The organism is Variovorax sp. VaC1 (assembly GCF_043658315.1).
Lineage (GTDB): Bacteria > Pseudomonadota > Gammaproteobacteria > Burkholderiales > Burkholderiaceae_C > Variovorax.
This window is the reverse complement of record NZ_JBIGLT010000003.1, coordinates 860,735-872,886: the sequence shown is the minus strand read 5'-3', so window position 1 is coordinate 872,886 and position 12,152 is coordinate 860,735. Positions and strand designations below refer to the sequence as shown.

Genomic DNA, 12,152 nt, shown 5'->3' with positions numbered 1-12,152 from the left:
ATGATGACCAGGACCGTACTCCTCTGGATGGCGGCTTGTTGCGTGGCAACGGCCTCCGTCGCGGCAACCTACCCCTCCAACCTGCGCGTCGAGCGGGTGGCCATGGGCAGCGGCCTGCAGAACGCCAACGGCACTGAAAACGCCCAGCCGGTCGGCGACTACGGCGTGTGGCACGTGCCGCAGTACATGCCGGGCTTTCCGACGGCAGCGACCATCTGGCCGCGCGTCGTGATCCTGCAGTGCGTCGGCGACCTCTGCAACGGCTACGAGCTGACGCCGGAACTCGGACGGGGCGAGTACCTGTTCTTCCGGCCCGCCGAGAAGTAGCGCGACAGTCCACGCGCGCCGGGCAGCAGCGACGACAAACGCGGCCGCCCGGCCGCGTTGTTGTTGCCGTACCCTTCGCGGATGAACTCCTTCACGCGCGCCCTGCGCGTCATCATCCGCGCCATAGGCACCGTGCTCATCGTGCCCTTCCTGCTCTTCGAGGAATGGGGATGGGAGCCGCTGGCCGCCCTGATGGCGCGGCTGTCCCGCCTGCCCTTGTGGGCGCGTCTCGAAGACCGCCTGCGCAAGCTGCCGCCCTGGGCCGCGTTGCTGGCGTTCTTCGTGCCGATGCTCCTTTTGCTGCCGGTCAAGGTGCTGGCGCTCTTTCTTTTCGGGCGCGGCCACGCGGCCAGTGGCGTGACGGTGCTGGTGCTGGCCAAGCTGGTCGGCACGGCCGTGGTGGCGCGGATCTTCCAGCTGGTCGAAGGCCCGCTCATGCGCATTCCCTGGTTCGCCCGCTGGTATCCGCGCTGGAAAGCCTGGAAAGACCAGGTGCTGACCCGCGTTCGCCAGAGCCGGCCGTGGCGCGTGGTGCGGGCGATCAACCGGCGGCTTTCCCGTGGGTGGCGGCGGCTGAAGGAAGGCTGAGGGAAGACTGAATTTATTTTTACCCGGGTATATTGTCAATTCAATTTGACCCGGGTAATATTTGAGGCATGAACCTGCCTCAAGAAACACGGCGCGCCCTCGTCAAGGCCTACAAGGAATCCGTACGCCCTGCGGGCGTCTACGTCATCCGCAACACGCTCACCGGCCGCGTCTATGTGGCCGGCAGCCTCGACGTCGAAGGCGCCATGAACCGCGCCCGCTTCGAACTCGACCTGCGCTCGCACCGCAACAAGGCGCTGGGACACGACTGGCTCGCGCACGGCGCGGCGAATTTCAGCTTCGAGGTGATCGACCGGGTCAAGGAGCGCGACGACCCGGCCTTCGACCGCAAGGCCGAGCTTGAAAAGCTGCTCCTGCTCTGGTGCGAAGAACTCCAGTGCACCGGCGAGAACGGCTACAACACGCCATGAGCGCCGATGCACTGGACTTTTGCCTTGGCATCGGCCGCGCCCACGCCACCCTGACCCTGAAGCTCGACGAAGACCTCGGCGCCTTCCACGGGCTGAACTACGAAGACTTCACCCTGCTCTATTTGCTCCTGCAAGGCGACGACGGCCGCATGCCCATGCCCGATCTCGCGCGGGCCCTGGGGTTGCCAATGTCGGCGTTGATCCGCAAGATGCTGCTGCTCGAAAAAACCGGCTTGGCCGAGCGCGTGGCGGGACCGAACGGCGACAGCCGGCGCCATGCGGCCATCCGCCGCGGTGGCCGACTGTTGATGCAGGCCGCCGTGACCACCGTCGAGGCGATCTGCGCCGACGCCGTGAAGTCGCTGGACCCGCAACGCCTGCCGGACATCCACGCCGCGTTGCGGGTGCTGTGCCAGGACGACGCGCCGCACGCCTGAGCCATTCAACGGGTAGATTACGCACCTCGTTTCGCCCGGACCCGGAAGAACAAAGAATCCGACATGCCATCCGATACCCCTGCGCCCCCGACCCACCTGATTGTTTTCGCTGGCTTCAAACGCATCGCCCTGGGAACCACCGCCGACGTGCTCGCGCAACTGCGCGAGCGCACCGACGACACGCCCTACCTCGTGTTCGACGAGCAGACCGGCGAACTGCTCGACTTCGACGTGCACAACCGTGCCGGCGCGGTCACGCCCGCCGGCAGTGCCGAGACGCATGACGACGCGCCGCGCGGCGTGGGCCGCCCCAAGCTCGGCGTGGTCGCACGCGAAGTCACGCTGCTGCCGCGCCACTGGGACTGGCTCAATCGCCAGCCCGGCGGCGCCTCGGTCGCGCTGCGGCGGCTGGTGCAGGACGCCAGCCGCGTCAACGCCGACCGCGATGCCGTGCGCGCATCGCGCGAAGCCGCCTACCGTTTCATGACCGCCATCGCCGGCGCCCTGCCCGGCTTCGAGGAAGCCACCCGCGCGCTGTTCGCGGGCGAGCGCAATCGCTTCGAAGCACTGATCGACGCCTGGCCGCCAGACCTGCGCGCACACCTGCAAAAACTGTCCGCCGCCGGCTGGAGCACCCCCGCATGAGAGCAACCCCCGAGACCCCCAACGCCAGCCAAGGCAGCCCAAGCGGAGCCAGTGGCTCGACGAGCGACCCGAGTGGGCTCAAGGGCGTGCCCGTCGCGCCCGTGGGCGCACCGCGCCCGCTGTGGAAAGTCTTTCTCTTCTTCCTGGCGCCGATGTTGCTCAGCAACATCCTGCAATCGCTGTCGGGCACGCTCAACAACATCTACGTCGGGCAGATGCTCGGCGTGGGCGCGCTGGCGGCGGTGTCGAGCTTCTTCCCGGTGATGTTCTTCTTCATCGCCTTCATCATCGGCCTGGGCGCCGGTGCGTCGGTGCTGATCGGCCAGGCCTGGGGTGCGCGCGATGTCGCCAAGGTCAAGGCCGTGGCCGGCACCACCCTCACGGTGGGCATCCTGATGGGCCTGGTGATCGCGGTGTTCGGCGGTGTCTTCACCACGCCGATGCTGGCCATGCTGGGCACGCCGCCCGACGTGCTGGCCGACTCCACCCGCTACGCCCGCATCATGCTCATCGCGATGCCCGGCCTCTTCGTGTTCCTGCTGTCCACCGCCATGCTGCGCGGCGTGGGCGACACCATCACGCCGCTGTTCACGCTGGTCATCTCCACGCTGGTCGGGCTGATGGTCACGCCCGCGCTCATTCGCGGCTGGGGTGGCCTGCCGCAACTTGGCGTGGCCAGCGGTGCCTGGGCCACGGTGGTGGCCTTCGTGGTCGCCACGCTGTGGCTGGGCTTCCGGCTGCGCCATCGCAAGAGCCCGCTGGCGCCCGACGCCGAGTTCATGCGCAACATGCGCATCCAGCCGCAATTGCTCAAGGCCGTGCTCCGCATCGGCGTGCCCACGGGCGTGCAGATGATCGTGGTGGCGCTGGCCGAAGTGGTGCTGCTGTCGATGGTCAACAGCTACGGCTCGAACGCCACGGCCGCCTACGGCGCGGTGAACCAGGTGGTCGCGTATGTGCAGTTCCCGGCGATCTCGATTGCCATTGCGGCGTCGATCCTTGGCGCGCAGGCCATCGGCGCTGGCCGTGCCAACCGCCTCGGCGCCATCGCCAAGACGGCGCTGATGATGAACCTGGTGCTCACCGGCAGCCTCGTGCTGCTGGGTTACCTGTTCTCGCGCCACCTGATGGGCTTCTTCATCACCAGCGCGCCGGTGATCGAGATCGCTCAGACGCTGCTGCACATCATGCTGTGGAGCCTGGTGCTCTTCGGCATGGCCTCGGCGCTGTCGGGGATCATGCGGGCCAGCGGCTCGGTGCTGGTGCCGACGCTGATCTCGATCTTCTGCATCCTCGGCGTGGAAGTGCCGGTGGCGTATGTCATGAGCCACCGCATCGGGCTGGACGGCATCTGGATCGCCTACCCCGCGACCTTCGGTGTGATGCTGCTGCTGCAGACCGCGTACTACCAGCTGGTGTGGCGCAAGAAGGCGATCCACCGGCTGGTCTGACAGCCGCCTCGGCGGCGGCGGGTCGATGGATCAGGCCCCGTCGAAGGCCTTGCGCACGGCGGCGATGTCGAGCTTGACCATCGTCATCATCGACTGCATCGCGCGGGCGGCCTTGGCCGGGTCCTTGTCCTGGAACATCTCGATCAGGCCGTCGGGCACGATCTGCCAGGCCACGCCATAGCGGTCGGTGAGCCAGCCGCACTCCATCGGCTTTCCGCCTTCGAGCAGCCGGTTCCAGTAGTTGTCGACCTCGGCCTGCGTCTCGCATCTCAGGTACATCGAGATGGCCGGGGTGAACTTGAACTGCGGGCCGCCGTTGATCACCATGAACTCCTGCCCCTGGAGCTCGAAGACCGCGGTGAGAAGCGAGCCCTTCAGCGCGGGGTTGGTGTCGCCCCAGAGCAGCTTGTCGGTCACGCGCGAGTTGGGAAAGATGCCGGTGTAGAACTTCACCGCTTCTTCGCCGTTGCCGTCGAACCAGAGGCAGGGCACGATTTTCTGCATGGGGTCTCCTTCGCTTGAATGATGAACCTGAGGGTTCAGTATCAAATCGCGAAGCTGGCCTTGTCAAGCCGCGCGGCGGCTGTCAGAGGGAAGTTCCCATGGGCTATGGCGGTCCACAATGCCCGTTCACTCCTGCGTCATCGCCATGCTCGCCACACTCCAAAGCAGCTTCAAGCGCAACGCCGCCATGCTCGCGTGCCTCATCGCTTTTGCGGCTCATGCAGCCCACGCGGCGGACACCGCGCCCTTTCCCGATGCCGCCGCCAGCGACCCGGCTACGCTCGGCTGGATGACCGGCTCGCCCCCGCCCGCAGACCGCACATTGCGCTTCGACGACGGCAGCTACTTCCAGTTTCCGGCGATGCGCTGGAGCGTGTCGAACTTCCGCCAGCTGATGCCGACCATGAATGTCTCGCGCGCCCTGGGCGCGCCCGTCGCCCTGCCCTCGGCCCTGCGCAAGGACATCGACACGCTCAGCTTCACGCCGCTCGGCGCAACCGCGCCGATGAGCTGGGCGCAATCGCTCGCCGCCACCTACACCGACGGCATCGTGGTGCTGCATCGCGGCCGCATCGTGTACGAGCGCTACTTCGGCGCGCTGAAAGACGACGGCCAGCATGGCGTCATGTCGGTCACCAAGTCGGTGGTCGGCACGCTCGGCGCGATGCTGGTGGCCGAAGGCAGGCTCGATGCCGACAAGCAGGTCTCCGAGTACGTGCCCGAACTTGCGAAGTCCGCCTTCGGCAACGCCACGGTGCGCCAGGTGCTCGACATGACCACTGGGCTCAAGTTCAGCGAAGACTATGCCGACCCGAACGCCGAAGTCTGGGCGCATGCGCAGGCTGGCAACCCCTTGCCGAAACCCAAGGACTACACAGGCCCGCGCAGCTACTACGAGTTCCTGCAGACCGTGCAACCCGAAGGACGGCACGGCGACGGCTTCGGCTACAAGACCGTCAACTCCGACGTGCTGGGCTGGGTGATCGCGCGCGCCACAGGCCGCAACGTGGCGCAGTTGCTGTCCGAGCGCATCTGGCGCCGCATCGGTGCAGAGCAGGACGCCTACTTCACTGTCGATTCGATCGGCACGCCCTTCGCCGGCGGCGGCCTGAACACCGGCCTGCGCGACCTCGCACGCTTCGGCGAAATGCTGCGCAACGACGGCCGCTTCAACGGCCAGCAGATCGTGCCGAAGGCCGCTGTCGAAGACATCCGGCGCGGTGGCGACAAGGCTGCTTTCGCCAAGGGCGGCTATCCGCTGCTGAAGGGCTGGAGCTACCGCGACATGTGGTGGGTCACGCACAACGACCACGGCGCCTACATGGCGCGCGGCGTGCACGGCCAGCGCATCTACATCGACCCGAAGGCCGAGATGGTGATCGTGCGCTACGCCTCGCACCCCGTGGCCAGCAACTCGGCCAACGACCCGGTCACGCTGCCGGCTTTCGAGGCGCTCGGGCGGCATCTACTGGGGCAAGGCCGTCGCGTGGCGCGCTGAAAGCCGATGCCATTTCCATGAAACACAAGGACTGACCGGCAGTTCCCGCGCGCCGGGCAACCAGTGCCGCCATGCACGCACGATGCTGCGGTGTGGCCTTCGTGCGTGTCGTGCAAAGGGTAGGCGTTTCGCTTGCCGCGATCGGGACGGCCCTGGCTACCCTGCCTGCGACGGACGCACCCAGCCGGGCCGATCAGGCGCGGCGCCTAGAAACCGTACAGCGCGGCAGGGTTGTCCACGAGGATGCGGCGGCGCGCGTCGTCGCTCGTGGCCCACGAGAACAGCAAGTCGTACAGCGGCACGTTCGCCGGCACCGGGTTGCGCCCCGGATGCGGCCAGTTGCTGGCCCACAGGCAGCGTTCGGGAAACTTCTCGGCCAGCGTGCGCGCCAGCAGGCTCACGTCGTCATAGCCGGGCGCGCCGGTCTTCGAGGTTTCGTACGGTGCCGACAGCTTGATCCACACGCGGCCCGAATCGAGCACGCGCAGCAGCGACTGGAACGACGGATGCGACGGCGCCACCGGCTCCAGGAACTTGCCGTTGTGGTCCAGCACCAGCCGGCACGGCAGGCGCTTGAGCACCTCTTCGTGGTCGGGCATCGTGCGGCCGTCGAGCTGCAGGTTGACCATCCATTCGGCATTGGCCAGGCGCGCGGCCATCGGTTCGAGCGACACCCAGCTCAGCACGCCGCCGATCATCATGTAGCGCGCACCGCGGATGCCGCCGGCATGCAGGCGCGCAATCTCTTCATCGCTCACTTCGGGCGCGACCAATGCAATGCCGCGCGCCGAATCGCCGAACTGCGCCAGCGCATCGAGCGTGCAGCTGTTGTCGAAGCCGTAGCCGGTCGGCTGCACGACCACCGCGCGATCGATGCCCAGCGGTTCCTGCACCTGTGCGCGGTAGGTCGACACCGGCGAATGCGGCGGCACCCACGCCACGTTGGGGATCAGCGGAAAGCGGTCTTCGTAGATGTGGACGTGGCAGTCGCAAGCGCCGGCGTAGCGCGTGTTCAGGGTCGGTTCCATGGAGCGTCTCTTCGAGTTGTTGTGATGTCGGTCGGATCGATCAGTCGCGGGTGCCGTAGGCCTGCCGCCAGCGCATGGCCTCGGCGGCATTGACCGCGCCTTTTGGCGCCCTGCCCTGAAAAATCTCGGCCAGTTGCGACACGGTTTCCATCGCCTGGTGCTCCACCGCTGGCGGCGTGAGCCCGCCGACGTGCGGCGATGCGATCACGCGCGGGTGCGCCGCCACGCGCGGCGACGGCATCTGGTCGGGCGCGCGGCCCACGTCCAGCGCGCAGCCGGCGATGGTGCCGGCGTCGAGCGCGGCGAGCAGCGCGTCTTCGTCCACGAGGTTGCCGCGCGCGGCATTGATGAAGAAGGCATGCGGCTGCATCGCGGCGAAGGCCTTCGCGTCCATCATGTTCTCGGTCGCTTCAGTGGCAGCCGCGAGGCACACCACGAAGTCGGATTGCGTCAGCAATTCATCGAGCCCGGCCTGCGTGAACTCCGCACGGCCGGTTGCGGTGTACGGGTCGTGCACCACGATGCGCATGCCCAACGCCAGCGCGATGTCGCACAGGTAGCGGCTGATCTGGCCGAAGCCGATCACGCCCAACGTGCTGCCGCGCAGTTCACGGCCCATCACCGGCATGACAGGCTGGCCCGCGTGGTACAGCGCGGTCGATGCGCTGATGTGCCGCCCCAGGTCGATCATGGCGCCCACGATCCATTCGGACACCGACGCGATGAAGCCCGCGCTCGCTTGCGTCACCAGCACACCATGCCGGCTGGCCGAGGCCACGTCGATGTTGCGGATGTCGATGGCGCAGCGCACGAAGGCCTTGAGCTGCGGCAGCGCCGCGAACAACGCCTCGTCGCCCACCGTCTGACGGTAGGAAATGATCGCATCGCATTCGCGCGCCAGCTCGGCCAGTTCGTGCGACGACAGGTCGGTGTCGGTCGGGTTGAAGCGCACCTGCGCGATGGCCTGCAAGGCAACGATGGCCCGGTCGCCGAAATAGGAAGCGAGCTTGCTCTGCGGATGGCTGACGAAAACCGTGGTCATGAAAAAACGACTTTGCTCACAAGAAGAAAAAAGAAGGGGTTCAAGCGCGCGGCGGCGCCACCGAGTCACGCGCCACCAGCGTTGGCGCAAACAAGAACTCAGACGTCGGCATCGACGGATCGGACAGCCGGCTCATCACCCGCTCGACCATCACCTGCGCCATCTCGGGCACGGGCACGCGCACCGAGGTCATGGCCGGGTGCATCAGCATCGAGAGAAAGACGTTGTCAATACCGACGACCGACACGTCCTGCGGCACCGAAAGGCCCGCATCGCGAAAGCCCGCCATCAGGCCGAAGGCCAGCAGGTCGTTGACGCCGACCACGCCCGTGGGCCGCTCGGCCGAGCCGGCGAGCTGGCTGGCCTGCATGCGGCCCAGTTCGCTCATCATCGAGTCGCCGTACTCGTCCACCGGCAGCCCTTCGATGACCTGCGCGCTGCCTTCGAGGCCCGCGCTTTTTGCTGCAGCCAGAAAGCCGTTGATCTTCTCGTTCCGGCTCATGGTGCGGCCTGAGGGCGTGACGAAGGCCAGCCTGCGGTGCCCCTGCTCGATCAAATGTGCAGTGGCGATGCGCGACGACTCGAAGCTGTCGACCGTCACATGGTCGATGACCGAGGGCACGCCCGGCGTGGCGCGCCGGTCGTAGCTCACCACCACCAGCCCGCGCTCGGCGGCAGCCTCCACATGCTGCTCGTCGATCAGCGACGAAATGATGATGACGCCGCGCACGCCATGCGCCATCAGGTCCTCGAAGAAATGCGCTTCCTTGCCCGCATCGCGGTACGTGTTGCCGATCATGATGCGAAAGCCGTAGCGCTCTTGCGCCAGGCTCTCGACCTCGCGGGCAATGAAGCCGTACATCGGGTTGGCCATCGACGGCACCAGCAGGCCGATCAGCGGCGTGTGCCCTGTCTTGAGCTGCCGCGCCGAAGTGTTGGGCCGGTACTTGAGTTCGCGGATCGCGGCTTCCACGCGGGCCAGCGTCTCCTTGGCCATGCGGTCGCCGCGCCCGTTCAACACGTTCGACACGGTGCTGGTCGAAACACCTGCCCGCTGGGCGACGTCACTGATTCTGCTCACGGAATCTTTCCTGTTCTATGTCTGTCTCTGGGGTCGATCACAACCCCACGCGCATCGGCAGCCACGTGGAGAACGCCGGCACGAGGACCAGCACCACGAGGGTAACGAACAACACGGCGAGGTATTTCAGCATCGGCCGGGCCACGTCCTTCACCTGCGTGCCGGTGATGGCGCAGGTGGCGAAAAGCCCCAGGCCCACGGGCGGCGCGAACAGGCCGAAGCCCATGGCAATGACCATCACCGTGCCGAAGTGCAGCGGGTTCACGCCGAGCTGCGAAGCGATGGGCGTGAGCAGCGGGCCGAAGATGATGAGCGCGGGCGCGCCTTCGAGGATGGCGCCGAACACGATCATGATGAGCACCGACAGCATCACGAACATCGTGCTGCCGTACGAATGCGCAAAGCCGATCATGAACTCCGACAGGTACTGCGGAATCTGCTGGATCGTGAGCGCAAAAGAAAGGCTCGACGCCGCCGCCACGATGAAGAGAATGCCGCCGGCCATCGACGCCGAGCGCACGAACAGCCGCGCCACCGACTTCACCGTCAGCTCGCGAAAGGCCAGCCAGCCCACCACCAGCGCGTAGATCACCGCGAAGGACGACACCTCGGTCGAGGTCGCGATGCCCGAGGTCACGCCCTTGCCGATCATGGCCACCATCACCAGCGCCACCAGCGCGCCGCCGAGCAGGCGGAACATCGGCGTGCGCACGTCGAAGGCTTCGTCGGGGTTGATCTTGGTGCCCACGTAGATGGTCACCGCCGCAAGCGACACGGCCATCACCACCGCCGGCACCAGCCCGGCCATGAACAGCCCGGCAATCGAGATGTTCGCCACGAAGCCCATGATGATCATGTTGATGCACGGCGGAATGGTCTCGGCCATCACCGCGGTGCAGGCCAGCAGGCCGGCTGTTTCGTTCGGGTCCTGCTTCGTCCTGCGCACGGCCGGCATGATGATGCCGCCCACCGCCGCGATGTCGGCCAGCTTGGAGCCCGACACGCCCGAAAAGAAGGCCGTGGCCGTGATGGTGATGAGCCCCAGCCCGCCGCGCAGCCGGCCGAACATGCGCAGCAGCAACTCGATGAGCCGCGACGACATGCCGTTGGCCTCCATCAGCAGGCCGGCCAGCACGAAGAACGGAATGGCCAGCAGCACGTAGTGGTCGGTGCCCGCCATCACCTGCTGCGAATAGACCAGCATGGGCAACGACGGATCGGCCATGAAGAACACCAGCGACGACAGCGCCAGCACGAAGGCGATGGGCATGCCCAGCGCCATGCCGCCCAGAAAGCCGGCGGTAAGCAGCGCCCACGGCGGGATCGCGTGGTCGGCCATGAGCGTGTTCCACGCAACCACCGCCGCCGTGAGCGCGATGCCCACGCCCAGCGTGCCCCACACCCGGCGCGACGGGCCATTGATGGCATTGGCCAGCCCGAACAGCGTCATGAACAGGCTGCCGATGGTCACCGGATAGACGTAGATCCACTGCGGCAGGCCGATCGATGTCGTCATGCTGTACGAGTCGACCAGCAGTTCGCACGACGAGGCGAAGAGGCTCGCCGACACGCCCACGATGATCCAGCTGCCCAACTGGATCAGCGCCGGCTGCCAGCTCGCCGGCAGCATGCCGCGGAACAGGTCCACGCCCACGTGCTGGCTGCGCGCGAGCACCGTCGCCGCGCCGAAGAACACCTGGATGACCATCAGCGCGCGCGCCACCTCCTCCGCCCAATCAAAGGGGTCGTGCAGGAAGTAGCGAAAGATCACCGAGATGAAGACCACCACCACGTCGATGGCCAGCACCACGCCGGCCATGTATTCGGTGACGCGCATCAGCCACGCCAGCCAGCGGCCCGAGGCATGGCTGACGTCGAAACCCAGTGCGGGCGACAGTGCGAGCGGCTGCATGGACGGAGCACCCGGCGAGATCGAAAGGCTCGACATGGCGGCTCAGGCCCGCGCGGCGGTGATGGCGGCGAACAGCGGCCCCGTCTCCGGGTACTGCTTCGAAAAGGCCGCCCACAGGCGCGTTTCCATTTCCTTGCGGACCTGGTCGCGCTCGCTCTTTTGCATGGGCGTGAACACGATGCCCAGCTTCTTCAGTTCCTCGATGGCCTGCAGGCCTTTTTGCGTGCCGATCTCGCGCTGCTGCAGCGTCGAGTCGTTGGCGGCCTTCATGAAGGCCGGGCGCAGCGTGGCGGGGATCTTGTCCATGGCGCGCTTGCCGGCAATGCACACCATCGGGCTGAACAGGTGCTCGGTCATCCAGCAGTACTTGACGACCTCGTTGAGCTTGCTTGCCAGCACCGTGGCCGCGTCGTGCTCGAAGCCATCGACCACGCCCGTCTGCGCCGCCATGTAGAGCTCGCCGAAAGAAATGGGCGTGGGGATCGCGCCCATGATCTTGAAGGTCTCGATGAAGGCCGGCGTGGGCAGCACGCGCAGCTTGACGTTCTTGATGTCGGCCAGCGACTTCACCGGCTGCTTGGTGTACACGTTGCGCGCGCCGTAGTGCGCGCCCCAGGTGACGACCTGGCAGCCCGTGCTCTTGACCAGCATGTCGTTGAGCTTGGCGCCCACGCCGCCGTCGAGTGCGCGGGCCGCATGCTCGTAGCTGTCGAACACATAGCCCAGGTCGAGCATGCCGAGCTGCGGCGTCACCGTGGCCCAGATCGACGAGCCCGTGAGCATCATGTCGACCGAGCCGACCTTCACCTGCTGCACCACGTCGCTTTCCTTGCCGAGCTGGTTGTTCGGAAAGTAGTCGATGCGGATCTGGTCGCCCACCGCCTTCTTCAGGTTCGCCTGCATCAGCTGCGACCACGCGAAGTGCGACGAATTGAGGTCGGCCACGTGGGACGACGACAGGCGCAGCACCACGGTCTTGCCTTGTGCGGCGGCGCTTTGCGAAAGGCCTGTGGCCGCCATCGCGAGCGACAGCGCCGACGATGACTGGACGAACTGACGGCGTGAAATCGGGTGCATGGTGTTGTCTCCTGTGGGTCGATTGCCCATTTGTGGCTCGTTTGGTGGAACGATTTACTGTATCGATACACAAGAACCCCGACAATGCCGTTCCGGTAGGTGTTTTCCTTCGTAAACAAGGTAAAGACCAC

General features: G+C 66.4%; 13 protein-coding genes. 7 read left to right on the top strand and 6 right to left on the bottom strand.

Annotation, left to right across the window (positions count from 1 at the left end):
• Positions 1 to 3 precede the first annotated feature (3 nt).
• The 6 genes from ACGLHS_RS16305 (at position 4) to ACGLHS_RS16280 (ending at position 3,879) form a co-directional block, all read left to right on the top strand.
• Entirely contained in the window at positions 4 to 327 is a 324-nt protein-coding gene (locus ACGLHS_RS16305; RefSeq protein ID WP_394481206.1) for a hypothetical protein, read from the top strand.
• 81 nt (positions 328 to 408) lie between these two features.
• Positions 409 to 915 (top strand): hypothetical protein, encoded by a 507-nt coding sequence (locus tag ACGLHS_RS16300; protein ID WP_093240097.1) that lies wholly within the window; start codon positions 409 to 411, stop codon positions 913 to 915.
• A gap of 68 nt (positions 916 to 983) precedes the next feature.
• On the top strand, positions 984 to 1,346 hold the full coding sequence (locus ACGLHS_RS16295) for a GIY-YIG nuclease family protein (protein WP_394481204.1): 363 nt from the start codon (positions 984 to 986) through the stop codon (positions 1,344 to 1,346).
• Positions 1,343 to 1,783, top strand: a complete 441-nt coding sequence (locus ACGLHS_RS16290) for an AsnC family transcriptional regulator (protein ID WP_394481202.1) — start codon at positions 1,343 to 1,345, stop codon at positions 1,781 to 1,783. Before ACGLHS_RS16295 ends, ACGLHS_RS16290 begins: the two co-directional genes overlap by 4 nt.
• Positions 1,784 to 1,846: 63 nt before the next feature.
• Positions 1,847 to 2,428, top strand: a complete 582-nt coding sequence (locus tag ACGLHS_RS16285; protein ID WP_093240105.1) for a DUF2239 family protein — start codon at positions 1,847 to 1,849, stop codon at positions 2,426 to 2,428.
• On the top strand, positions 2,425 to 3,879 hold the full coding sequence (locus tag ACGLHS_RS16280; RefSeq protein WP_394481200.1) for an MATE family efflux transporter: 1,455 nt from the start codon (positions 2,425 to 2,427) through the stop codon (positions 3,877 to 3,879). Before ACGLHS_RS16285 ends, ACGLHS_RS16280 begins: the two co-directional genes overlap by 4 nt.
• A gap of 30 nt (positions 3,880 to 3,909) precedes the next feature.
• Here the strand turns inward: ACGLHS_RS16280 and ACGLHS_RS16275 are convergent, their stop codons facing one another.
• A complete protein-coding gene (locus tag ACGLHS_RS16275; RefSeq protein ID WP_394481198.1) occupies positions 3,910 to 4,383 on the bottom strand; it encodes a VOC family protein in 474 nt (157 codons plus the stop codon).
• 187 nt (positions 4,384 to 4,570) lie between these two features.
• Between ACGLHS_RS16275 and ACGLHS_RS16270 the strand changes: the two genes are divergently transcribed.
• Positions 4,571 to 5,881 carry a serine hydrolase domain-containing protein gene (locus tag ACGLHS_RS16270; protein ID WP_394481475.1) on the top strand — a complete coding sequence of 437 codons (1,311 nt, stop codon included), beginning with the start codon at positions 4,571 to 4,573 and terminating at the stop codon, positions 5,879 to 5,881.
• A gap of 206 nt (positions 5,882 to 6,087) precedes the next feature.
• On the opposite strand, the gene ACGLHS_RS16265 is transcribed toward ACGLHS_RS16270, so the two are convergent.
• From ACGLHS_RS16265 to ACGLHS_RS16245, 5 genes are read right to left on the bottom strand one after another with little or no spacing between them, the layout of a single operon-like run.
• Complete coding sequence (locus ACGLHS_RS16265; RefSeq protein ID WP_394481196.1) at positions 6,088 to 6,909, bottom strand: amidohydrolase family protein; 822 nt, start codon at positions 6,907 to 6,909, stop codon at positions 6,088 to 6,090.
• 40 nt (positions 6,910 to 6,949) lie between these two features.
• Positions 6,950 to 7,951 carry a hydroxyacid dehydrogenase gene (locus tag ACGLHS_RS16260; protein WP_394481194.1) on the bottom strand — a complete coding sequence of 334 codons (1,002 nt, stop codon included), beginning with the start codon at positions 7,949 to 7,951 and terminating at the stop codon, positions 6,950 to 6,952.
• Between the two features lie 40 nt (positions 7,952 to 7,991).
• On the bottom strand, positions 7,992 to 9,032 hold the full coding sequence (locus tag ACGLHS_RS16255; protein WP_394481192.1) for a LacI family DNA-binding transcriptional regulator: 1,041 nt from the start codon (positions 9,030 to 9,032) through the stop codon (positions 7,992 to 7,994).
• Between the two features lie 37 nt (positions 9,033 to 9,069).
• Positions 9,070 to 10,980: a TRAP transporter large permease subunit gene (locus ACGLHS_RS16250; RefSeq protein WP_394481190.1), complete on the bottom strand. Its 1,911-nt coding sequence runs from the start codon at positions 10,978 to 10,980 to the stop codon at positions 9,070 to 9,072.
• 6 nt (positions 10,981 to 10,986) lie between these two features.
• A complete protein-coding gene (locus tag ACGLHS_RS16245; RefSeq protein WP_394481188.1) occupies positions 10,987 to 12,021 on the bottom strand; it encodes a TRAP transporter substrate-binding protein in 1,035 nt (344 codons plus the stop codon).
• Positions 12,022 to 12,152: the final 131 nt, after the last annotated feature.

What these genes read in the sequence shown, in the direction of transcription:
- ACGLHS_RS16305 (WP_394481206.1), top strand. Translation starts at nt 4, where the DNA reads ATGACCAGGACCGTACTCCTCTGGATGGCGGCTTGTTGCGTGGCAACG.
- ACGLHS_RS16300 (WP_093240097.1), top strand. Translation starts at nt 409, where the DNA reads ATGAACTCCTTCACGCGCGCCCTGCGCGTCATCATCCGCGCCATAGGC.
- ACGLHS_RS16295 (WP_394481204.1), top strand. Translation starts at nt 984, where the DNA reads ATGAACCTGCCTCAAGAAACACGGCGCGCCCTCGTCAAGGCCTACAAG.
- ACGLHS_RS16290 (WP_394481202.1), top strand. Translation starts at nt 1,343, where the DNA reads ATGAGCGCCGATGCACTGGACTTTTGCCTTGGCATCGGCCGCGCCCAC.
- ACGLHS_RS16285 (WP_093240105.1), top strand. Translation starts at nt 1,847, where the DNA reads ATGCCATCCGATACCCCTGCGCCCCCGACCCACCTGATTGTTTTCGCT.
- ACGLHS_RS16280 (WP_394481200.1), top strand. Translation starts at nt 2,425, where the DNA reads ATGAGAGCAACCCCCGAGACCCCCAACGCCAGCCAAGGCAGCCCAAGC.
- ACGLHS_RS16275 (WP_394481198.1), bottom strand. Translation starts at nt 4,383, where the DNA reads ATGCAGAAAATCGTGCCCTGCCTCTGGTTCGACGGCAACGGCGAAGAA.
- ACGLHS_RS16270 (WP_394481475.1), top strand. Translation starts at nt 4,571, where the DNA reads ATGCTCGCGTGCCTCATCGCTTTTGCGGCTCATGCAGCCCACGCGGCG.
- ACGLHS_RS16265 (WP_394481196.1), bottom strand. Translation starts at nt 6,909, where the DNA reads ATGGAACCGACCCTGAACACGCGCTACGCCGGCGCTTGCGACTGCCAC.
- ACGLHS_RS16260 (WP_394481194.1), bottom strand. Translation starts at nt 7,951, where the DNA reads ATGACCACGGTTTTCGTCAGCCATCCGCAGAGCAAGCTCGCTTCCTAT.
- ACGLHS_RS16250 (WP_394481190.1), bottom strand. Translation starts at nt 10,980, where the DNA reads ATGTCGAGCCTTTCGATCTCGCCGGGTGCTCCGTCCATGCAGCCGCTC.
- ACGLHS_RS16245 (WP_394481188.1), bottom strand. Translation starts at nt 12,021, where the DNA reads ATGCACCCGATTTCACGCCGTCAGTTCGTCCAGTCATCGTCGGCGCTG.